Raw genomic sequence first — 20,896 nt, 5'->3', positions numbered from 1 at the left:
TTCACAAACGTAGAAACACAGTTGCCAGTGCGCCGCGTCGGCGGCGCGCAGGACTCTCTTGGCAGTTGCGTGGGAGAGTCCATTCACGGGCGCGGAAGCGCCGTGGCTGGATTCCCGCCCCAAGGGCGAGCATGACGGAAAGTGAGGTGCCGCTCTCCCTAGATAAGCAATTTCCAGGGTTTGTCGGCAGTCTGAACCTTGCTGCGTTAACGCGGCCGGGTTTCCGGTCACATCGGCGGAACGACGCCGTTGGTACCGACCACGACACGCGCGGTGGAGACGGTGCCGTCAGTGGCTTTCTCGTAGGGCACGAAGACAGTCGCTCCCGGCTTCAGGTCGGCCTTCGTGGCTTGCGCTAAAGTGAAGATTGGCGTTGCCGCGGGGATGTCGATCGTCTTTTCCTAGCCCTGGAATTTCACCGTGACGGTGCGCCCCTCGACGGATTAGACCGCATCGGCAACGGTGGCATTGGTCATGGAGCTGTTGGGCTTCAGGTCCCAGGGATGGCTGCCCTCGCCCGTTCCCTTCATCGCGGCGGGAAAGATCAGCACTTCCAGCGCGCCATCGCCGCCTTCCGCCTTGGGCAGCGAGGCGATGCCGACATAATCACCGGTCTTGATATCCACGATCGACGCCTTGGCGACGCCGGAAACATTCCAGTCCGGCTTGAGCATGATGGTCTGGTCGGTCCCTTCCCCCCTCTTGATAACGAGCGCCGTATCGCTGACGCTTTCGATGGTTCCGCGCACGCGGATGCTGTCGGCCGCGTTTGCCGTGTGGATATTGACGACCGACGCGATCAGCTTTTCGCCAGCGATGTCCGGCCGAAAGTCTGTTGCAAAGCCGACCTGCGAGCATTTCAAATCACCCGCGGATCGGATAAAGAGGCGTGCGCCGTGCACGCGGGCGGCGGAGGGGATTTTTCATGCAGGCCCACCAGACGACGATCACCGATTTCATGCCCGACTGGGCGGCCATCATTGCCGTCATTTTGGGTGCGTCGGCCTTTTCGGTGGCGCAGGGGATCACCTATCCGCTGATCTCGCTGACGCTGGAAAGCCGTGGCGTGACGCCCGCGATGATCGGCTTCAATGCGGTCAGTTTCGCGCTCGGCCTTGCCACCTCGACGCTGATGATCGGCCAGTTGACGGCACGGCTGCGCACCGACAAGCTAATCATCCTCAGCCTTGCCGGCTGCTCGATCTGCCTTGCGACGTTTGCAGCGACAGCCTCGCTGCCGGTCTGGTTCCTCGCCCGGTTTCTCCTCGGCTTCTTCGCCAGCCTGATCTTCATGCTCAGCGAGGCCTGGATGAACTCGGCCTGCCCCGACCGGCTGCGCGGCCGGGTTTCCGGCCTTTATGGCGCTGGCATTTGCGGCGGTTTTGCCGCCGGGCCGCTGGTCATTCCGCTGATGGGAACGGAAGGCGGCTTCGGGTTCGCGCTGACCGCCGTCTATGTGGCGCTCGTCGCCTTCGCCACCGCCCTGTTGACGCTCTCGACCCGCACGACACCGGAGGCTTCCTCCACCCGCGACGTGTTCAGCTTCCTGCGCAAGGCGCCGGTGCTGATCGCCATGGTCCTTGCCTTCGGGTTTTCGGATATCGCGGCGATTTCGGTAATGCCGGTCTATTTCGTCAAGACCGGCCATTCGCAGGCCTTTGCAGCGCTCAGCGTCACGGTTCTGGCCCTGCCGACGGCCTTGGCCCAGCCTTTCATCGGCGTGCTGCTCGACCGGCTGCCGCGCCGGCGCGTGGCGATCGCCATGGGCGGGATCGGCGCCATCGCCTTCCTGATCATACCGTTCCTGACCTCGCCAATTGCCATTCTGGCCGATTTTGCGCTGATCGGCGCTGCAAGCTTCTCGCTCTATACCTGCGCGCTGACCATGCTTGGAGAACAGTATCGCGGCAGCATGCTGGTGGCAGGCAGTGCCGCCTTCGCGCTGGCCTATGCCGTCGGCAGCGGCTTGGGCTCGGGCGCGACGGGATCGATCATGGACCTGTTTGGTCCATCCGCAGCGCCGATCAGCGTCGGGTTGATCCTGGTGATTTTCACGCTGTTCCTGTCGCTCGCCAGGCGGCCGAAGGGGGCATGAGCCTCGCCGGCTCACTTTTTCATCGGGGTTCCCTGATGGAAGGCCAAGCGCCATTCGCTGTTCGTACGGCGCCAGATCGATAACCGCAGCACACGCCGTTCTTCAGTTGCGGTTTCATAGGTAAGGAGCGCCACGGTCTCCGACAGACGTTTCAGCTGGTAGTTTTCCGAGCTTACGGGTGGCCCGGCCTGCCCTGCTTCGGCCACCAACGCGGCGATGGTATCGGCGCGGCCATAGGCCTGTCCGGAACTACCAAACTCGCTGAAATCCTCGTCCAGCAGTTCGCCGGTCAAAAATGCAGAACCGCGCACCTGCGGGTCGTGGAGACGTTCCTCCAGTTGCCTCAAGTGCGCGGCCAGGTCGCTATCGGACGTATCGTCCATTCCTTGACGATATCAGACGAACTGGCTGAGGCCAGGAACCGAGGCGACGACTTCATCGACCACTTCGGCGCCGGCCTTTTCCTTGGCGTAGCCGATGGTTTCCTTGGCAAGGGCGGTAATTTCGCCCATGCCGAGCCCCTGCGACATCAGCTGTTGGCCGAGCGCCATGACGCCGCCACCGGCGCCGACTGCGTTCAGCAGGCCGCCAAGCAGGCCACCGCCGCCGCCGGAGCCTTCGCCGTTGAACTTCGCGACCATCTCGTCGGCGCCCGGAATCGCTTCGATCATCTTGGCGACCGGGCCGTCAGCGGCTTCGCGCTGCAGGAAGCCCAGCATCATGCCGATGGCCTTTTCAGCCGTTGCCGGGTCAATGCCGACATTTTCGGCGACGCGTGTGACCAGTTCGTTCATTGGGTGATTCTCCTCATTTAATTGACGTGAACGTCAAGGTAAATTATCTCGAATTGAAACTCAAGCGCGGTTCGGAACGAGTATCCACAGCGCGAGAACGCAATGATCGTTTCATGCCTTCTTGGCAATTACAATGCGGCCATCCAGCGCGCAAAAGCCGTTTTTTACATGGCAATCCTTCTGTTGCCGGTGAAAGGCACTCCTCCTATAACAGGCATGGGAAAACAATGTGATGAAGGCCGGCGAACCGTCGGCTTTCATTGGCGAAACGGAGACAAGGCCCATATGCTTGAGGACGGGAAGCTCTATATCGGCACCAGCCGGAAACCGGACGACACGATCAACAAGGGCGAATATCTGGATTTCAAATTCGGCAACCGCCACGGGTTGATCACCGGCGCCACCGGCACCGGCAAGACGGTGACGCTGCAGATTCTGGCGGAAAGCTTCTCCAATGCCGGCGTGCCGGTGTTCTGCGCCGACGTGAAGGGCGACCTGTCCGGCATCGGCGCCATCGGCGAGCCCAAGGACTGGGTGACCAAGCGGGCCGAGCAGATCGGCTTTACCGATTTCGCCTTCCAGGAATTCCCGGTGATTTTCTGGGATCTCTATGGCGAAAAAGGCCACCGGGTGCGGACCACGATGTCGGAGATGGGGCCGCTCTTGCTTTCCCGGTTGATGAGCGCCTCCGACGCCCAGGAAGGTGTCATCAACATCGCCTTCAAGATCGCCGACGAAGGTGGCCTGCCGCTCCTGGATCTCAAGGATTTCCAGGCGATGCTCAACTATATGGCCGAGAATGCCTCAGCACTTTCGAGCAAATACGGCCTGATCTCCAAGGCCTCGGTCGGCTCCATCCAGCGCGAACTTCTGATCCTCGAGCAACAGGGCGCCAAGAATTTTTTCGGCGAACCGGCGCTCAAGGTCTCCGACATCATGCGCACCACCCGCGATGGCCGTGGTGCCATCTCGGTGCTGGCCGCCGACAAGCTGATGATGAACCCGCGCCTCTACGGCACGTTCCTGCTCTGGCTGATGTCGGAACTGTTCGAGGAACTGCCCGAGATCGGCGATCCCGACAAGCCGAAGCTGGTGTTCTTCTTCGACGAGGCGCACTTGCTCTTCAACGATGCGCCGAAGGTTCTGCTTGAACGTATCGAGCAGGTCGTCCGGCTGATCCGCTCCAAGGGCGTCGGCGTCTATTTCGTCACCCAGAACCCACTCGACGTGCCGGAAACGGTTCTAGCCCAGCTCGGCAACCGCATCCAACATGCGCTACGCGCCTATACGCCACGCGAGCAGAAGGCCGTGAAGACGGCGGCCGACACCTTCCGCCCCAATCCGGATTTCGACTGCGCCACTGTCATCACCAACCTGGGCACCGGCGAAGCGCTGGTCTCGACGCTCGAAGGCAAGGGTTCGCCCTCGATGGTCGAGCGCACGCTGATCCGCCCGCCGTCCAGCCGCGCCGGTCCGCTGACAGAGGCCGAGCGCGCCAATGTCATGAGCATCAGTCCGGTGGCTGGCCAATATGACAAGGATGTCGACCGGGAATCCGCCTATGAGCTCTTGGCCCAGCGCGCCGCCAAATCGACCCGGCAGGCCGAGGAAAGCCGCGAGGCCTCAGAAGCCCCACCGCCGGCAGCCCCCGGCGGCAGCCGCTGGACCCTGCCCGGCTTCGGCGACGATGATGCAGCACCGGCCCAGCCCAAACCGAAACCCCGCGCCAGCTACCAGCGCGAAAGCGTGGCCGAGGCAGCGATGAAATCCGTTGCCCGCACGGTCGCTTCCTCGCTCGGCCGGGCGTTGGTACGCGGGATTCTCGGAAGCCTGAGGCGGTAGCAGCCGTACAGGTTTGAAATAGAATGGCGGCCCCGGATGGAGCCGCCGTTTTGGTTTCGGCATGCCCTGCGCTCGGCGGCGCGAGCCGTCAAAAGTGGATAACCCCAAGCGACACGGCCGCCGCCGCGAGTTCGGCGCGGGTGGACGCCTCAAACCGTTTGCGGGCGTGTTCGACATGTTCGTGCGCCGTCGAGACGGCAATGTTCAACTCGGCTGCGATCTGCCGGTCGGACATGCCTTTTGCCACCAGTTGCAGACAGTCGAATTCGCGCGAGGTCAGCCCTGCCGGTGCGACCGGCAGGCTGTGGGCGGCGACGAGGCCGCGCAGCCGTTCGTGAAAACAGATGCACAAGGCCGGCAAGTACCGCTTCTGAGCCCCGGTAACGCGCGACTTTCTGGCGACAAGGCTGACAATGCCGACCCGGTGACCGCCGCCGCGTGGCAGCGGCACGACGAGGCCGTCCTTCCAGCCAGCTTCGCCCGCCCGCTCCAAAGCCTGGGTACCGACCTGTGGCAAGGTCCGATCGGCCCGCAGTTCCATCCAGGTGAACGGGCTGATCCGATGTTCCAGCGCGCCGACAAGCGGATCGCGATGGACGAGACCGGAGCTGAAATAATAGTTTCGCCAGTCTTCCGGCCAGCCGATAACATGAAAGACGGATCGCGAACGGAACCTCAGATCGACTTCGCCGCTGGCAAACGTATCAATGCCGCAACGGTCGAGCGTGGCGCGGAAAACCGCAATACACGCCTTCGCGGTACTTGCCCGCAGGACTTCGTCGATTGCAGCAAATATATCATCAGCCTCGACATCGCCGATCAGCATGTCCATGCGTCTTTACCCTATGTTGCTACAGAGAAGACTAATGCAACCAATCAAGAGTAAAGGCGGCCCTTTTACAAGCCCGAATTTGGATTTCATACAGAGCCGAGCAAGCCACGCACAAGCAAAAGCCCAGCGGATCGCTCCGCCGGGCTTCTGATCAGATCAGACGAAGCATCAGGCGAGCGTTGCCGAAACTTCCGTAGAGGTGCGCAGCGCATGGCTGTAGGGGCAGACGATATGGGCGGCGGCAACGAGCTTTTCGCCGGTTTCGCGGTCGATGCCCGGCAGGTTCACCGAGATGGACGGGTTGATGTAGAAACCCGTGCCGTCTTCGCGCGGGCCGATGCCGACGGTTGCGGTCACAGTCGCGTCGTCCGGGATCTTCACCTTTTCCTTGCCGGCAACGAACTTGAGCGCGCCGAGGAAGCAGGCGGAATAGCCGGCCGCGAAAAGCTGCTCGGGATTGGTGCCGGTCGCACCATCGCCGCCGAGTTCCTTCGGAACGGTCAGCGTCACATCGAGAACACCGTTTTCACTCACGGCGTGGCCGGCGCGGCCACCGGTTGCGGATGCCTTGGTTGTGTAGAGAATGGGCATGTCTGTCTCCTTGGTTCAGCGGTTGATTGCGGGGCTATATGCTGTCCGGATTTTCAATAGCGCAAAATTTAATTGGACGCAATATAATTTTGCAAATTGCAAAATACCCCTGAAACTGCAAGAATGCCGATTATGGCCAAGGATAGTGACACGCGTAAGGACGACATGAAAGACGGCGATGCCCTGGCGCTCGGCCAGCAGCTTTGCTTTGCCGTCTATTCGGTGGCGCATGCCTTCAACCGGACCTACAAGCCTCTGCTCGACCGGTTCGGTCTGACCTATCCGCAGTATCTGGTGCTTCTGGCGCTGTGGCAGAGGGACAGGATGACGGTGAAGGGAATAGGCGAAGAACTGGGGCTGGATTCAGGCACGCTCTCGCCGTTGCTCAAGCGGCTGGAAATCGCCGGCTTCGTCAGCCGTATCCGCGACAAGAGCGACGAACGCCAGGTAATCATCACGCTGACGCCGAAAGGCGTAGCACTGAAGACCGACGCTTTCGGCATCCTGACGGAAATCGGCAAGGCAACGGGATGCAGCATGGAGGAAGCCGCAGCCCTGCGTTCAGCACTCCATGGCCTCAGCAATCATCTTGGTGAAAATCAGCCCTCCGGGGACTAGGATGCCCGATGGGTGCCGGACGCGTGGGCGGGCTCAGACTGCCGGCAAACCCTAAATGCGAATATCGGACGAGAGCGGTACCCCACTCTCCGTCTTCCTCGCCCTTGTGGCGGAGATCCAGTGACCCGACGTCCGTCGGGTCAAAAGACTCTTTCAGCTCAAAGACTTGAGCTGTCTGGATTCCTGTGACAGGCACAGGAATGACGGGGAAATTGGCAAGCGTAATGTTTCCTAAGTGACCTGCGAAATGGTCAGAAAATGACTTTGTCAGCAAGCCGAGCCCGCCTTTCAGTCAGCGGGCCTTTTCAGATAGCTCCTTCAGATCACCAGGATAGGCGCCTTGTCGCGCACGCGGTCATAGAGGTCCATGACGTCCTGGTTGATCAGGCGGACGCAGCCGGATGATACGGCCTTGCCGATCGACTGCCATTCCGGCGATCCATGCAGACGGTAGAGCGTATCCTCGCCATTCTGGAAGATATACATCGCCCGCGCACCGAGCGGGTTGTCCAGACCGGGTGCCATGCCGCCATTGGCAATGGAGTATTTTTCCAGATGCGGCTGGCGGGCGACCATCTCGTTCGGTGGCTTCCAGCGTGGCCATTTCTGCTTCCACTGGAGGACGCCCCTGCCCGACCAGGCAAAGCCTTCACGGCCGATGCCAACGCCGTAGCGCATCGCCGACCCATTGGACAGGATGAGATAGAGGAAGCGCTCGCCGGTATCGACGATGATCGTGCCCGGCTTCTCGCCGAACGTATTGTCGACCTGCTGGCGATAGAAGCGGGCATCGATCTGCTGGTAGGGCACCGCCGGTATATTGAATCCGCCGTCGAATTTGGGGCCGTACATCTCGGTGTAGTAGGACGATTGCAGCGGCAGACCCGTCGGGGTCATGCCGTCGCCGACCGGACCTTCAAGTTCGGCGCCATAACGCGGGTCGGCAAAACGGCCCTCTGTCGAAGGATCGCGAAAATAAGGTGCTGTTTCGGCGCGGAAGCGATCGGTGTTCATCGACGACGTGCAGCTTGCAAGGCCAGCGGACGCGACCGCAAGCCCGGACATATTGAGAAACTGCCGGCGGGAGAGAGCTTTTGAGAGGGTCATTGAACTCTGTATTTTCCGTTGACGCATATGGCGAAGACGCGGCTTACATCCGCGCAGCAGTCTATCCCGGCAGCAAATACCGGTCTCTTGCCACAAGTATGGCAATTGCGGCTGGATCGGGGCTTGTGGCCCCTGCGGGCCATCACGACTGCGCGAGGTCAGGCAAGCGATGCAAAAACGACACAGAAGCAGTCGAACTTACCCAGCCAGAAAAGATACAAATGCGGCAGCGGCGACCGGCCGGCTGATGAAATAGCCCTGAATATCGTCGCAGCCGCTCGCCGCCAGGAAATCGACCTGCGCCTGGGTTTCCACCCCTTCGGCAATCACCTGCATCTGCAGTTTCTGCGCCAGCGAAATGATGGCACCGGTAATCGCCCGGTCATCGGCATCTCCCGGAATATCCTGGACGAACGACCGGTCTATCTTCAGGCGGCGCACCGGAAAGCTTTTCAGCGCGCTCAAGCTGGAATAGCCGGTCCCGAAATCATCGATGGCGAGATGGACGCCGAGCGCTTCCAGCTCGTGCATGGTCGCAACGGCCGAGGCGACATCCTGCATGATCAGGCTCTCGGTCAATTCCAGCTCGAGATAACAGGCTTCCAGTCCGCTTTCCTCCAGCGCTTCGGCGACCTTCGACACCCAGTTGCGTTCCTTGAACTGACGGGCGGACACGTTGACGCTGACGACAATCGGCGGCAGGCCGGCATCCTGCCAGGCCTTGTTCTGGCGGCAGGCCTCGTTCAGCACCCATTCGCCGATGGGTACGATCAGCCCGGTTTCCTCGGCCAGCGGGATGAATTCGCCCGGCGAAATCATCCCGCGCTCGGGGTGCTGCCAGCGCAGCAGCGATTCCGCGGCAAAAATCCTGCCCGTCTTCAGGTTCATCTGGGGCTGATAGTGCAGCACGAATTCGCCGCGCACGACCGCATCGCGCAGTTCCTCGTGACGCCGCAAGCTCTCATGCGCCTTGGCCGCCATCTGGGCGTCGAACACCTGCAGATTGTTGCGGCCGACCTCCTTGGCCCTGTACATCGCGGAATCGGCATTGGCCAGAAGTTCGGTCGCGATCTCGCCATGTTCGGGGTAACAGACGACACCCATCGAACAGCTGACCTGCAGACTGCGACCGGCCAACACCACAGGTGCACCGATCGCTGCGCGGATCGCCTCAAGACGGGACAGCACCACCGCGTTTTCGGGCGGGAGACCGTTGAGCAGAATGATGAACTCGTCGCCGCCGACCCGTACGATCATGTCCGACTTGCGCACGCAGGCCAGCATCCGGCCGGCGACGACGCGCAGAAGTTCATCCCCGGCGTGATGTCCAAGCGTGTCATTTATCAGCTTGAAATTGTCGAGATCGAGGAAGGCCAGCGCCACCCACTGGCCGGTCAGACGGGCCTGCTCAAGGGCACTGGCGACGCGCTCGTCGAACAGTGCCCGGTTCGGCAGACCCGTCAGGGCGTCGTGATGCGCCATGAACTGGATGCGCTCTTCCGATTGCCGCCGCTCGATGGCAATGCCCGCCAGATGCGCCGCCATCGAAATGAGATCGATCTGCTCTGCCGACGGCATTCCCGGCTGATGCGAATAGAGGGCAAAGGTGCCGAGCACATGCCCCTGATAGGACAGGATCGGCATGGACCAGCAGGACCGGTATCCGAATGGCCGCACCATATCGGCATAGTCTTGCCATAAGGGATCGGACTGGATATCGCCGACGAACACCGGCTCGCCGCGAAAGGCTGCAGTGCCGCAGGATCCGACCTTGGGTCCAATCGCGATGCCGTGGATCGCCGTGCAATAGGCATCGTCAAGTCCGGGGGCAGCCCCTGTCAAAAGATGTCTCCGGTCGGGGGACAAAAGCAGGATCGAGCCGATAATGCCAGGCAGATGCGCCTCGATCATCAGGATCAGCTCATTGAAGAAGTCGGAGAGCGGTGTGCTGGTGGCAATCAGCTCCAAAAGGCGAGCCTGGCCGAGAAGAAGGCGTTCTGCCCGCTTGCGATCAGTGATATCGCGCGAAATGCCGACAATACCGATGGTTCTCCCCTGCTTGTCGCGCAGCGGCACCTTCGACGTCATCAGCCAGCGTTCGTCCTTGCTGACCGCATTCAGCTCCTCGATACCGAATATCGGCTCGCCGGTTTCGATCACCCGGCGCTCGGCCTGTTCGAAATGGCGCGCATTATCCAGCGTGTGGATATCGTAGTCGGTCTTGCCGACGATCTCATGGGCTTCGCGAAAGCCGTTTTCCGTGACGGTTGCCCGATTGGCAACAAGAAAGCGGCCTTCGAGATCCTTGGCATAGATATAGTCGGGAATATGATTCATCATCGTCTCGAGCCAGTAATGGCGATCGGCGATGTCGGGTTCCGGGCCAAACATGCGCGAGACCTCTGCTGCAAGCCGCTGGCTTGCTGCGATCAATCGCTGCGTGTCGTCGTTGCTGGCAATTTTTGCTCCGCTGTCGCTTCGATAGCGGTCTAAATTCTTGGTCACGCAAGCCTCCAAGGACGGATGCACCGTTCGAGCCGTCTTTTCCTTGTTCCCCGCTCGTTTTCTACCAGCCAGAAGTTATTCTTCCCTAAAGACAACTTGCTAAAATAAACGCATACCGGACGGAATCTCTCCTCAACTCAACCAAAGAGGGCGCAAATACGGGGGTTCGCCGTTTCATTCCGGCACATCCCGCCCTGGCATGGTCTATGCTTGCAGCGCGGAAAGGATTCGCCATGCTCACCAGACGTCTGCTCCTGTCTTCGATCGCCTCCATTGCCTGTACAACAGCCATCGCAGCGCCCCTCAAACCGGCGCAGACCGGCCTGCGCGGCACCATCGACATTTCCGGATATGGGGTCGGACCCGGCAAGACCGGGGATCAAAGCAAGGCGATCAACCGGCTCTTCCGGGAGGCTGCGGAAAAGGGATTGCCGGTCTTTTTACCCGCGGGGGATTACCATCTGTCGGGGATCTCACTACCCGACAACCTATGGCTCAGCGGCGTCCCTGGCCGCACCCGGCTAATCCATGCGGGTGGCGGCCGCTTTATCTCCGGTGAAACTCTGACCAAGCTCACCCTCTCGGACCTTGTGCTGGATGGCGGCGGCAGAGCGCTGGGGGACGATGTGCAAGGGCTTTTCAACCTGCGCGGCATCGCCGATCTCACCATCGACAACTGCACGATTACCGGCGCATCCAAGCATTGCATCCATGCCGAGCGCTGCGGCGGCCGGATCACCGGCAACAGTGTTTCGCAGGCGGCCTTTTCCGGCATTTACGCGGTGGAAAGCGAACGGCTGGCGATTACCACCAACACGGTGTTCGATTGCGGCAATGGCGGCATTCTGGTGCATCGCTGGGAGGCGGGCGAAGACGGCACGATGGTGAGCGGTAACCGCGTGTTCAAGATTGCCGCAAAGGATGGCGGCACCGGCGAAAACGGCAACGGCATCAATATTTTTCGCGCTGGGAATGTGATGGTCATGGACAATCACATCTCCGACTGCGCCTTTTCCGCCATCCGCGCTAACGCTGCCACCAATGTGCAGATTTCCAACAACCAGTGCCTGCGCTCCGGCGAGACGGCGATTTATTCCGAATTCGGCTTTCAGGGCGCGATCGTCTCCGGCAATCTGGTCGATGGCGCCGCCAACGGCATCCTGATCGTCAATTTCGACGAGGGCGGCAGGCTGGCAACCGTCAGCGGCAACATCATCCGCAACCTGCATCTCGATGGTCCATATGTTCACGATGGTGCCGGTTTCGGCTTCGGTATTGCGGCGGAGGCGGACACGGTGATTTCGGGCAACGTCATCGAGAACGCCCCGAAATGGGGGCTGATGCTCGGCTGGGGACCCTATATGCGCAGCATCGTCGCAACCGGCAATCTGGTGCGCGGTGCCGGCTCCGGCTGCGCCGTCACGGTGGTCGAGGGGGCCGGCACGGCGCTGATCGCCAACAACCTGTTTCAGGACGTCAAGGACGGCGCTATCCTGGGTTATCGCTGGAATGAAAAATCCACCCGCGATCTGCTCGCAGGCGGAAGCGAGGCCTTCGCGCATCTGACCCTCACCGGCAATCGGCTGGCCTGAGCCGTCACATCAAAACATTTCATGGCTGATATCAACGCTCTGCGCTTCAAGCCCCGGCTCACTTGACATAGCGTGCGGCGAAATTCAGCCAAGGGGAACAGACATGCTGACGATCTACGGAGTTTACTGCTCGCGCGCCTCGCGCAACTACTGGATGGCGGAGGAGCTCGGCATTCCCTTCCAGTCGGTGCCGGTGATCCAGGCGAGGCTGCTTGCCGATCCGCTTGCCACCGATGCCCGGCTCAATACAAAGTCGCCCTCCTTCCTGGCCGTCAACCCGATGGGGCTGATCCCGGCGATCGAGGATGACGGACTGGTGCTGGCGGAATCGCTTGCCAACAATCTCTATCTCGCCCGCAAACACGGCGGCCCGCTGGCCGGAGCAAACGTGCGCGAAGAGGGCGAAATGACCGCATGGACCTTGTGGGCGGCAACCGAGGTTGAGCCGCATACGGTGAAGATCGTGCTGACCTATGACAACGAGCAGCAAAACACCCCGGCCGGCAAGGCACTGATCGAGGCCTGCGTGAAGGGGCTCGAGCGGCCGCTGGCGCGACTGGAACAGCATTTGCAGACCCAGGACTATGTGGTCGGCAACCGCTTCACCGTCGCCGATCTCAATCTGGCGGAAGTGCTGCGCTATGCGATGAGCGAGACCTATCTTTTCGACAGATATCCCGCTGTGAAAGCCTGGCTTGGCCGCTGCCATGCACGGCCGGCGTTCGAGGCAATGATGGCCGGGCGGCGCAAGGAGGTGCAGGCCGCCTGACGCCTATCCGAACCCCAGACGCCGCATGCTCTGGGCGATTTCGTCACGCACCCATTGCTTGAAGGCAGTGACCGTCTTGGTTTCGCGGCGCGAGGGCGGCGTGACGAAATAATGCGCGAACCCCGTTGTCGCTCGCAGGGGGAAAGGCATGACCAGCCGCTTCTCGATCAGGGAATAGGCCGCCAGTGTCTGCCATGCCAGCATCACCCCCTGCCCGGCAATCGCCGCATCGAGACAGAGAGAGGCATCGTTGAAGATATGCCGCGTCACCATCTGCTTTCCCGATAGCCCCACCTCGCGCAGCCACATCTCCCAGCTGAGGGTGGAATGGCCATCGATGACGGCCGGGATTTTCAGAATGTCCGCCGGCTCCTTCAGTTTTTCTGCAATGGCGGGTGAACAGACGGGAAAGACCTCCTGAGCCAACAGAAGCTCGGCCTTGACGCCCGGCCAATCGCCAGCGCCGACGCGGATGCCGATATCGACGCCGGCGCTTTCCAGATTGACCAGCGCCGTCGTCGCATCGATGCGCAGGCGGATATCGGGGTGTTTTTCGGTAAAAAGATCCAGACGGTGCACCAGCCACCGCGCTGCAAAAACCGGGGCGACCGAAATGGTCAGGATCGTCTCGTCCCGCCGCTTTGCCGAGGCGACAGCCTGATCCAGCGTTTCGAAGCCAGCGGTCAGGCGGGGCAGAAAACTTTCGCCGAATGGCGTGGCCACCAGGCCGCGCGGGCTGCGCTCGAAAAGGACGCGGCCAAGCTGTTTCTCGGTCTTGATGATCTGCTGGCTGACGGCACCGATGGTGACGCCAAGCTCGCCGGCCGCCGCCTGCAGCGAGCCGAGGCGCCCGGCAACCTCGACCGCCCGCAATCCATTCAGATGAATGCTGTTCAGATCCTTCATATAGTTTTTCTATATCCATCGCGCCGCAATCTCAATTGAAATTGCGGAGAACAAGGAGGATCATGGGAACATCGAAGAAGGATGGTGATGCCATGTTGAAGATTTTCTCGATACTCAACCAGCTGCTTCCCGCCGCCGCAGACGATGACACACCGGCAAACTGGAGCCGCGACCCGTTGCGCCACCCGGACATTGCCCGGATGGATACGCGCGAACTGGGCGACCTGCCGTTTCCGGGCAATACCGTGCGGTTGTCGCCGAAGCTGCCCTGCGAGGCATGCCAGGCGTGAGCCTTGCCCGGAGGGCTTGAACCGTGTGCCGTTTCGGCCGACAGTGATCTGTCTCAGCGGGCAAGATCATGACCGGCAATCAGGAAACGGATTTCGAGCGGGTAACGCGGCTCGCTACAGCGGCGGGCCTTCCCGAAGTTGGGCCGGGAACGTCCTACGGAACGCCGGCGCTTCAGGTGCGCGGCAAGATGTTCGTGCGCATCAAGGAGGCGGGCATTCTTGTCGTCATGTGCGCGCTTGAGGAAAAGGCCATGCTGATCGAGTTGGCGCCCGAATTCTATTTCGAAACCGATCATTACAAGGGCTGGCCGGCCATGCTGGTTCGTCTCGATGTCATCGGCGACCGGGATTTGACGCAACGGCTGATCGCTGCCTGGCGGCAGAAGGCGCCGAAGCGCCTTGCCGCAAGTTTCTCGACGCCTTAGCCTTAAACGGCAGCGACGGACAGAACCTTTTTCACTGCTGGACGCTCAGTCATGCGCTGGCTGTGTTCGTAGACTTTCGGAAAACGCCTGGGATCAACCCCATCGCCTTCCAGCCAGCTGGTAAAGGTAAACAGGTAGGGATCGGCGATCGAGTAGGTCTCACCCATGACCCAGGGACCGGAAAACATGGTGTTTTCAATCAGCTCGAAACAGTCGCTCATATTGCTGGCCACCTTCAGCGTCATGGCCTCGATCACTGCAGGATCATCGGCCCAGCGGCTTCCGCGGCGCTTGTGTGCATGCGCCACATGCACGGTCGAGCAGAGATAGGCATTGAAGGACTGGATGCGCGCAAACTCGAACGAATCCTGCGGGGCGCCGATCGGCGTGTCTGCAAATCTCTGGCCGATATAGGCGAGGATGGCCGGGGATTCGGTGATGACGCCACGATCCGTTACCAACGCGGGAACGCGCCCCTTGGGATTGACGCGCAAAAATTCGGCAGAACGCTGCTGCTGCTTGCCGAAATCGATCCTTTCAGCCTCATAGGCTGCGCCGGCTTCCTCAAGGGCGATATGAGATGCCTGCGAGCAGCTTCCGGGCGAAAAATAAAGCTTCAACATGCAGGCTCTCCATCTATCCACCGGCGGCAGGCCGGCATGTTCCGGCGCGGAACATATCAACCGCGCCGAATGTTCGCCAGTCATTTGCCAGTGATCACGCTGGCGTGGTCACGGCACAACCCGGCACATCTTCCAGCCGGGAATAGACCGGAATGCCGCGCTCGCGGGCGATCCGCACATCATTGTCGGCCCCCTTGCTCTCGCCCGGCAGACGCAGAACAGCCTCGCACAGTTGCAGAAGCCGCCCGGCGACCGGGTGGAAAATCTGCTCGTAGAGGTCATCGCCAACCTCACGGCCACCTGCCGCATGCCAGATCGGCAGCGCCACCCATTCGCCGATCATCGGCACATGGCCTGCCTGAAACAGCGCATGCGACGGCGCTTCCAGACGCTTGAGGTTTGCAGCCATCTTTTCAGCGTCGTCGCCGGTGCCGGATCTATAGGGGCCAGCAATCAAAATCAGCATGATCTTCTCCATAATTTGCACGATAATTCCAGATTATTCTGGATATTTCATGATAAATCATGCAATATCGTGTATAGTCAAGAATGATTTGGAGATTGGAATGCTGACTTCCCAACGGCGGGCACTGATCTCGTCACGACTGGCCAGCGACGGGCAGATCGTTGCCGGCGAACTGGCGCAGGAACTTGACCTCTCGGAAGACACGATCCGGCGGGATTTGCGCGACATGGCGGCAGCCGGCCTGCTGAAGCGGGTGCATGGCGGCGCGCTGCCGGTGACGCCACCGCTGCCGGATCTCGAAACCCGCCAGACGATGTCCACCGACGTCAAGAAACGGCTGGGGCGCAAGGCGGCCGAACTGGTGCGCGCGGGACAGTTGATCTTCATCGACGGCGGCACGACCAATGCCGAACTGGTGCGCGCCCTACCGCGCGAGATGAACCTGACAATCGCAACGCATAGCCCGGCGATCGCTGCACTTCTGGAAAAGCACCGGGCCGAGGTCATCCTGATCGGCGGCAGGCTCTACAGGCACTCGATGGTTTCAACGGGCGCTGCGGCCCTTGCGGCAATCGGCATGCTGCGGCCCGACATCTTCTTCCTCGGCGCCACGGCCATCCATCCGGCGCACGGCCTTTCGACCGGCGATTATGAGGAAGCCGCCATCAAGCGCGCCATCGCCGCCCGTTCGTCAGAAACGGTGACACTGCTGACTAAGGAAAAATTTGACGCCGTCTCGCCGCATCACATTACAGGCATAGAGGACATGGCAGCCCTGATCATGCCCCTTGGCATGGCACCGGAGACCAGCGCGCCCTACAGGCAGAAAGCGCTGCGGATCATCGAGGCGTGAGATCAGGCGGCTCTTGGCGTGATACGATCCAGTTCACTGCCCAGATCCCGCCGCGTCTCCATGATGTCGTGATCCGCCTGCAACCGCAGGAAAAACCCTTCGGACAGTCCAAAATAGCGGGCAAGCCGCAGGTCGGTATCGGCCGTCACGATCCGCTTTCCAAGCACGATTTCATTGATGCGGCGCGGCGGCACATGAATGGCACGGGCAAGGCCATTCTGGCTCAACGCCATCGGCAGCAGAAAGTCCTGCAACAGGATTTCGCCCGGATGTGGATTGGGGAGCAGATCGCCGTCAATGATAGTCTGTAATTTCGACATTGTTTGCCTCACCTTCCTGCCATGTAAAACAGATGCGCCACTGATCATTGACCGGTATAGAATACTGCCCCGAGCGATTGCCCTTCAGCATTTCAAGCCGGTTTCTCGGAGGAATGCGCAAGTCATTCACACTGTTAGCAGCGTTGATCAATCGCAGCTTCCGCAGCGCGATCACCTGAATTTCACCAGGCAGCCTGCGACTGCGCCGACCGCTCCAGATACTTTCGGTTTCACGGTCAGCAAAACTCTTGATCATGACCAACCATAACGCATCGCGTTATGGTTTTCAAGAATGCGATCAAGCCGCAAAAGCGCCGGTCACCCTGACATCGCCGACGTGGATGCCGTTCCAATTTCTCATCGCATGGTTGGCTTGTGCCATCAGGCTTTGGTGCAATTCCGGCTCGTCGGTGAAGAAGCGGGCGAGCGTGGCGGCGATCATGGCTTCGGCGGCGCGGGTAGTGCCGTCCTCGCATTTCAGCGCAATGGCGATGCCCTTTTCCGGAATGGCGGCGCAGAACACGCCTTCGGCCCCGGTCTTGGCAAAGATACGGCCGGGTGCCGTCTGCATCAGCCTTGTGCAGGCGCGCCTGCTGCCGGCGACATAAAAGGGTTCGGCCATGCAGGCTTCGATAAGGCGCTTGGAAGCCTTGGCACGCAGCGGCTCCAGGCCGTTGCCGGTTGTCATCTTGGCAAAGCCGTGGGCAAGGCCCTTCAAGGGGACGGCGTAAGTCGGGATCGAGCAGCCATCGGTGCCGCAATTGTCGTGGGCAAGCACCGTACCTGTCAGGTTTTCCATGACGCCGCGGATTTCGCGCTGCAACGGATGATCGTAAGTGACGTAGCCTGCAGGCTCCTCGCCGCCATGGCAGCAGGCGCAGATGAAACCGGCATGTTTGCCGGAGCAGTTGTTGTGCAGTGCCGTCGGGTGTTCCAGCAAGCGCGCCTGGCTAACGATGGTATCCTGATTGATCGACCAGTGGGCGCCGCATTCCAGCGTCGAAACGTCCCTGCCCACTGCCGCCAGCATCTCGGCTGCCAGCGCCACATGTTCCGGCTCGCCATTGTGCGAGGAACAGGCCAGCGCCAAGGCCCGCTTGTCGAAACCGTAAGCATCGGCGGCACCGGTTTCCATCAACGGCAGCGCCTGCATGGCCTTGCAGGCCGAACGTGGAAAGACGCCGGCATCGGTATCGCCGAGCGAAAACACCGTCTTGCCGTCGCCATCGACAACGATCACCATGCCGCGATGGCGGCTTTCGACCAGATTACCGCGCGTGACTTCAACAAGAACCGGGTTCGACATGGTTGTGCCCTCAAAAATCCAACTTCTCCCCTGTCTTTAGACGAAGACAAAGCAACGCAAAACCCGGGCCTGCCTATGAAATTTGTTCGACGGTTGTTTCTTGCCATCCTGTTCGTCTATCTCGTGCCGGCGCTCGCCTCCGCCGGCTGGTGGTATGTCAAGGAAAGGCCCGTCAACTGGCGGGAAGCGGACTGGACGTCGGCCCATATCCTGCCCAAACCGGGCGATGACCAGGACGCGGCGATCTACATCTTTTCGGCCACGACAGGCGGCATGAAAGGTGCGGTCGCCAGCCATTCCTGGATCGTCACCAAGGGAAAGGGCGACACGACCTATAACCGCTACGACAAGGTCGGCTGGGGCTCGCCGATCCGCCGCAACGGTTATCCGGCCGATGCGCGCTGGTATTCGAACACCCCGAACCTGGTCGTCAGCGTCAAGGGCGACCAAGCCACGCGCCTCATCCCGAAGATCGAGCAGGCGATCCAGTCCTACCCCTATTCGAAGCCCGGTGGCTACCGGATCTGGCCGGGACCAAACTCCAATACGTTCGTCGCCCATGTGCTGCGCTCGGTGCCGGAACTTGGCGCCGTGCTGCCGCCGGATGCCGTCGGCCGTGACTATCTGCCGGAGGGCAAGCTGTTTTCGGTCGATGCCGACGGAATGGATATGCACGCGACGCTCTACGGGCTGCTGGGTATTTCGGCTGGTGTTCGCAGCGGTTTCGAAGTGCATTTCATGGGACTGGTCGCGGGGATCGATGTGATGCACCCGGCGGTGAAGATACCGGCGCTGGGGCGGTTCGGGGTCTGAAAAAAGAGCAAGCTCAATCCTCAAGTGGGAGACAACTCTCAAACGAGGCCTCGATTTATGCTAAGAGAAGACAAGATATGTCCGGAGCAATCCAATGACGCTTTCAATTCGCCTTTCTGACGCTGATGAAAAGCAACTGGAACAGCTTGCCCGCGAAACGGGGCAAAGCAAGGAATTTCATGTCCATCAGTTCATCAAGCAAGGCCTCGAGGACATAGAAGACTGCAATCTCGCCGCAAAAATCGCCGAGCGCGTTCGAAACGGAGACGAAGCCGTTTACTCCCTGGCCGAGGTAAGGAAAGACCTTGGCCTGGACGATTGAAATCACGGCAAGAGCGCGAAAAACATCAACAATCTGGACAAACAAGCCGCAATTCGCGTCCTTTCCTTTCTTTCAGACAGGCTTGCTGCAACTGACAATCCGCGTCAACTCGGCAAACAGTTGACCGGCCCGCTCAAGCATTAATGGAGCTACCGCGTCGGTGACTATCGTCTGTTATGCGAAATCAAGGATGAGAAATTGATCATGCTGGTTCTCGACGTTGGAAATCGCCGGGAAATCTACCGGTAAGGCGAAACACAATCCCGGAGACATTGCAGCAGACAAACAAAAAGGGCCGCTTCACAGCGGCCCTCCATGAGTTTTGGCCAGGTAAGGAGCCCGGACCGTATCTTCTCAGAGACACGACCCGCAGGAAGGTTGGTTCAAAACGAGGGCTGCCTCGTTCCGATCACTACAACTCCCATGCCCGTTACGAGGTTTAAAATCTCATTAGACACTGGATCACCTTCCTTTCGTTCAATTGATGATGAAGTAAAGGTAATCCGATTCTTGCCGATTGCAAGAGCCCCTGTTTTAGACTTTAGAACGTCATGACGATCTTGCCGATATGATCGCCGGCTTCCATCAAACGATGCGCTTCGGCGACCTGCGTCAACGGCACGATCGCGTGCATCACCGGCGCGATGTCGCCGTCTTCCAGCAACGGCCAGACATTGTCCTCCAGATCGTCGCGGATCGATTCCTTCTCGACCGCCGTGCGCGGCCGCATGGCGGAGCCCATGATGTGCAGACGCTTGCCAAGAATGGCGGCGATGTTGGCCTTTTCGACGGTGGCGCCGCCGAGGAAGGCGATGATCGACAGGCGGCCGTCTTTGGCAAGCGAAGCGATGTTGCGGTCGAAATAGGGAGCGCCGACCATATCGAGAATGACATCGACGCCGCGTCCGCCGGTTTCCTCGAGGATCACCGACTTGAAATCCTCCTCGCGGTAGTTGATCGCCCGCTTGGCACCCAGCGATACGCAGGCGTCGCACTTGTCCTTGCTTCCGGCAGTCACAAAGACCTCGGCGCCAAAGGCGCGGGCAAGCTGGATGGCGGTCGTGCCGATGCCGCTGGAACCGCCATGGATGAGGATTTTTTCGCCTTCGACCAGATCGGCCATCTGGAAGACATTGGCCCAGACGGTGAAGAAGGTTTCCGGCAACGCCGCCGCGCGCGCCGCATCATAGCCTTTCGGCCAGGGCATCGCCTGCGTTGCTGGCAGCGCGCAGAATTCGGCATAACCGCCGCCATTGGCAAGGCCGCAGACCTTGTCGCCGACGACAAAGCCTTCGGCCCCCTCGCCCATGGCCACCACTTCACCGGCGACTTCCAGCCCCAGGATCGGGCTTGCGCCCGGCGGCGGCGGATAGTTGCCGAGCCGCTGCAGCACATCGGGGCGGTTGACGCCTGCGGCCTCGACACGGATCAGAATGTCGCCGGGTTTCAGATCCGGCAATGGCCCGCTTGCCAAAATCATCTTTTCCGGGCCGCCGGGGGACGGCAGATCGACATAGGTCATTTCGCTCGGCAGGGTCACGGTATTCTCCTTGATCGGTGCTGACCGGTTATCTAGCGCGCCGGGCTGAAACGGCAAAGCGGTTCAAACTGCTGAAAAACCCTGAAGATGATGATTTGACGAAAGCGGCACCCCACTCTCCGTCCTCCTCGCCCTTGTGGCGGGGATCCAGCGACCCGACGTCAGTCAGGTCAAAAGACTCTTTCAGCTCAATGAAGCTGACTGGCAACTGTGTTTCTACGTTTGTGAAAAAATTGTTTTGTCCCTCGTGATTGCGTTTGCGATGGCGAGTATTTTGCGTGCGAGGG

General features: G+C 60.4%; 25 protein-coding genes and 1 pseudogene. 11 read left to right on the top strand and 15 right to left on the bottom strand.

Annotation, left to right across the window (positions count from 1 at the left end; all coding sequences use genetic code 11):
* Positions 1-227: 227 nt before the first annotated feature.
* Positions 228-818, bottom strand: a pseudogene (locus tag ACP7E0_RS33950) (hypothetical protein).
* Between the two features lie 107 nt (positions 819-925).
* Between ACP7E0_RS33950 and ACP7E0_RS33945 the strand changes: the two are divergent.
* A complete protein-coding gene (locus ACP7E0_RS33945; RefSeq protein ID WP_426131660.1) occupies positions 926-2,095 on the top strand; it encodes an MFS transporter in 1,170 nt (389 codons plus the stop codon).
* Positions 2,096-2,106: 11 nt separating this feature from the next.
* Here ACP7E0_RS33945 and ACP7E0_RS33940 read toward each other — a convergent pair whose 3' ends face one another.
* Positions 2,107-2,478 carry a DUF4440 domain-containing protein gene (locus ACP7E0_RS33940; protein WP_426131658.1) on the bottom strand — a complete coding sequence of 124 codons (372 nt, stop codon included), beginning with the start codon at positions 2,476-2,478 and terminating at the stop codon, positions 2,107-2,109.
* A 12-nt stretch (positions 2,479-2,490) separates the two neighbouring features.
* Complete coding sequence (locus ACP7E0_RS33935) at positions 2,491-2,889, bottom strand: DUF2780 domain-containing protein (RefSeq protein WP_426131656.1); 399 nt, start codon at positions 2,887-2,889, stop codon at positions 2,491-2,493.
* A gap of 285 nt (positions 2,890-3,174) precedes the next feature.
* Here ACP7E0_RS33935 and ACP7E0_RS33930 point away from each other — a divergent pair, with 285 nt between their 5' ends.
* Positions 3,175-4,731 carry a helicase HerA-like C-terminal domain-containing protein gene (locus ACP7E0_RS33930; protein ID WP_426131654.1) on the top strand — a complete coding sequence of 519 codons (1,557 nt, stop codon included), beginning with the start codon at positions 3,175-3,177 and terminating at the stop codon, positions 4,729-4,731.
* 88 nt (positions 4,732-4,819) lie between these two features.
* On the opposite strand, the gene ACP7E0_RS33925 is transcribed toward ACP7E0_RS33930, so the two are convergent.
* A complete protein-coding gene (locus ACP7E0_RS33925; protein WP_426131652.1) occupies positions 4,820-5,563 on the bottom strand; it encodes a helix-turn-helix transcriptional regulator in 744 nt (247 codons plus the stop codon).
* A gap of 168 nt (positions 5,564-5,731) precedes the next feature.
* Positions 5,732-6,154, bottom strand: coding sequence for an organic hydroperoxide resistance protein (locus tag ACP7E0_RS33920; RefSeq protein WP_426131650.1), 423 nt, complete (start codon positions 6,152-6,154; stop codon positions 5,732-5,734).
* A gap of 132 nt (positions 6,155-6,286) precedes the next feature.
* On the opposite strand from ACP7E0_RS33920, the gene ACP7E0_RS33915 reads away from it, so the two are divergent.
* A complete protein-coding gene (locus ACP7E0_RS33915; RefSeq protein ID WP_426131648.1) occupies positions 6,287-6,772 on the top strand; it encodes a MarR family winged helix-turn-helix transcriptional regulator in 486 nt (161 codons plus the stop codon).
* Positions 6,773-7,090: 318 nt separating this feature from the next.
* On the opposite strand, the gene ACP7E0_RS33910 is transcribed toward ACP7E0_RS33915, so the two are convergent.
* Entirely contained in the window at positions 7,091-7,879 is a 789-nt protein-coding gene (locus tag ACP7E0_RS33910) for a L,D-transpeptidase family protein (RefSeq protein ID WP_426131646.1), read from the bottom strand.
* Between the two features lie 198 nt (positions 7,880-8,077).
* Positions 8,078-10,270, bottom strand: coding sequence for a putative bifunctional diguanylate cyclase/phosphodiesterase (locus tag ACP7E0_RS33905; protein ID WP_426131664.1), 2,193 nt, complete (start codon positions 10,268-10,270; stop codon positions 8,078-8,080).
* Between the two features lie 347 nt (positions 10,271-10,617).
* On the opposite strand from ACP7E0_RS33905, the gene ACP7E0_RS33900 reads away from it, so the two are divergent.
* Together ACP7E0_RS33900 and ACP7E0_RS33895 are read left to right on the top strand one after the other, a co-directional pair.
* A complete protein-coding gene (locus ACP7E0_RS33900) occupies positions 10,618-11,976 on the top strand; it encodes a TIGR03808 family TAT-translocated repetitive protein (protein ID WP_426131644.1) in 1,359 nt (452 codons plus the stop codon).
* 103 nt (positions 11,977-12,079) lie between these two features.
* Complete coding sequence (locus tag ACP7E0_RS33895; protein ID WP_426131643.1) at positions 12,080-12,745, top strand: glutathione S-transferase family protein; 666 nt, start codon at positions 12,080-12,082, stop codon at positions 12,743-12,745.
* A 3-nt stretch (positions 12,746-12,748) separates the two neighbouring features.
* On the opposite strand, the gene ACP7E0_RS33890 is transcribed toward ACP7E0_RS33895, so the two are convergent.
* Complete coding sequence (locus tag ACP7E0_RS33890) at positions 12,749-13,651, bottom strand: LysR substrate-binding domain-containing protein (protein WP_426131641.1); 903 nt, start codon at positions 13,649-13,651, stop codon at positions 12,749-12,751.
* A gap of 62 nt (positions 13,652-13,713) precedes the next feature.
* Here ACP7E0_RS33890 and ACP7E0_RS33885 point away from each other — a divergent pair, with 62 nt between their 5' ends.
* Both ACP7E0_RS33885 and ACP7E0_RS33880 read left to right on the top strand, forming a co-directional pair.
* Positions 13,714-13,941: a hypothetical protein gene (locus ACP7E0_RS33885; protein WP_426131639.1), complete on the top strand. Its 228-nt coding sequence runs from the start codon at positions 13,714-13,716 to the stop codon at positions 13,939-13,941.
* A gap of 68 nt (positions 13,942-14,009) precedes the next feature.
* Positions 14,010-14,366: an MmcQ/YjbR family DNA-binding protein gene (locus ACP7E0_RS33880; protein ID WP_426131638.1), complete on the top strand. Its 357-nt coding sequence runs from the start codon at positions 14,010-14,012 to the stop codon at positions 14,364-14,366.
* A 2-nt stretch (positions 14,367-14,368) separates the two neighbouring features.
* On the opposite strand, the gene ACP7E0_RS33875 is transcribed toward ACP7E0_RS33880, so the two are convergent.
* Positions 14,369-14,989, bottom strand: coding sequence for a glutathione S-transferase family protein (locus ACP7E0_RS33875; RefSeq protein WP_426131636.1), 621 nt, complete (start codon positions 14,987-14,989; stop codon positions 14,369-14,371).
* Between the two features lie 94 nt (positions 14,990-15,083).
* Complete coding sequence (locus tag ACP7E0_RS33870; RefSeq protein WP_426131635.1) at positions 15,084-15,455, bottom strand: DUF4406 domain-containing protein; 372 nt, start codon at positions 15,453-15,455, stop codon at positions 15,084-15,086.
* A gap of 100 nt (positions 15,456-15,555) precedes the next feature.
* On the opposite strand from ACP7E0_RS33870, the gene ACP7E0_RS33865 reads away from it, so the two are divergent.
* Positions 15,556-16,308 carry a DeoR/GlpR family DNA-binding transcription regulator gene (locus ACP7E0_RS33865; RefSeq protein WP_426131633.1) on the top strand — a complete coding sequence of 251 codons (753 nt, stop codon included), beginning with the start codon at positions 15,556-15,558 and terminating at the stop codon, positions 16,306-16,308.
* Positions 16,309-16,310: 2 nt separating this feature from the next.
* Here ACP7E0_RS33865 and ACP7E0_RS33860 read toward each other — a convergent pair whose 3' ends face one another.
* From ACP7E0_RS33860 to ACP7E0_RS33850, 3 genes are read right to left on the bottom strand one after another with little or no spacing between them, the layout of a single operon-like run.
* Positions 16,311-16,628, bottom strand: coding sequence for a HigA family addiction module antitoxin (locus ACP7E0_RS33860; RefSeq protein ID WP_426131631.1), 318 nt, complete (start codon positions 16,626-16,628; stop codon positions 16,311-16,313).
* Positions 16,603-16,884 carry a type II toxin-antitoxin system RelE/ParE family toxin gene (locus ACP7E0_RS33855; protein ID WP_426131629.1) on the bottom strand — a complete coding sequence of 94 codons (282 nt, stop codon included), beginning with the start codon at positions 16,882-16,884 and terminating at the stop codon, positions 16,603-16,605. The genes ACP7E0_RS33860 and ACP7E0_RS33855 overlap by 26 nt, the downstream gene beginning before the upstream one ends.
* A gap of 42 nt (positions 16,885-16,926) precedes the next feature.
* A complete protein-coding gene (locus ACP7E0_RS33850; RefSeq protein WP_426131627.1) occupies positions 16,927-17,934 on the bottom strand; it encodes an asparaginase in 1,008 nt (335 codons plus the stop codon).
* A 75-nt stretch (positions 17,935-18,009) separates the two neighbouring features.
* Between ACP7E0_RS33850 and ACP7E0_RS33845 the strand changes: the two genes are divergently transcribed.
* The 3 genes from ACP7E0_RS33845 (at position 18,010) to ACP7E0_RS33835 (ending at position 19,318) form a co-directional block, all read left to right on the top strand.
* Positions 18,010-18,747, top strand: a complete 738-nt coding sequence (locus ACP7E0_RS33845; RefSeq protein ID WP_426131625.1) for a DUF3750 domain-containing protein — start codon at positions 18,010-18,012, stop codon at positions 18,745-18,747.
* Positions 18,748-18,841: 94 nt separating this feature from the next.
* A complete protein-coding gene (relB, locus tag ACP7E0_RS33840; RefSeq protein ID WP_426131624.1) occupies positions 18,842-19,069 on the top strand; it encodes a type II toxin-antitoxin system RelB family antitoxin in 228 nt (75 codons plus the stop codon).
* Between the two features lie 171 nt (positions 19,070-19,240).
* Positions 19,241-19,318 (top strand): type II toxin-antitoxin system RelE family toxin, encoded by a 78-nt coding sequence (locus ACP7E0_RS33835; protein ID WP_426131662.1) that lies wholly within the window; start codon positions 19,241-19,243, stop codon positions 19,316-19,318.
* 292 nt (positions 19,319-19,610) lie between these two features.
* Here the strand turns inward: ACP7E0_RS33835 and ACP7E0_RS33830 are convergent, their stop codons facing one another.
* Both ACP7E0_RS33830 and ACP7E0_RS33825 read right to left on the bottom strand, forming a co-directional pair.
* On the bottom strand, positions 19,611-20,609 hold the full coding sequence (locus ACP7E0_RS33830) for an NAD(P)H-quinone oxidoreductase (protein ID WP_426131622.1): 999 nt from the start codon (positions 20,607-20,609) through the stop codon (positions 19,611-19,613).
* Between the two features lie 28 nt (positions 20,610-20,637).
* The coding region (locus ACP7E0_RS33825) for a hypothetical protein (RefSeq protein WP_426131620.1) at positions 20,638-20,896 on the bottom strand (259 nt) is incomplete at its 5' end.

The sequence above is a fragment of the Pararhizobium sp. PWRC1-1 genome (assembly GCF_049897905.1).
Lineage (GTDB): Bacteria > Pseudomonadota > Alphaproteobacteria > Rhizobiales > Rhizobiaceae > Pararhizobium.
Note: the sequence above shows the minus strand (reverse complement) of the source record. Positions and strands in the feature narration are given on the sequence as shown.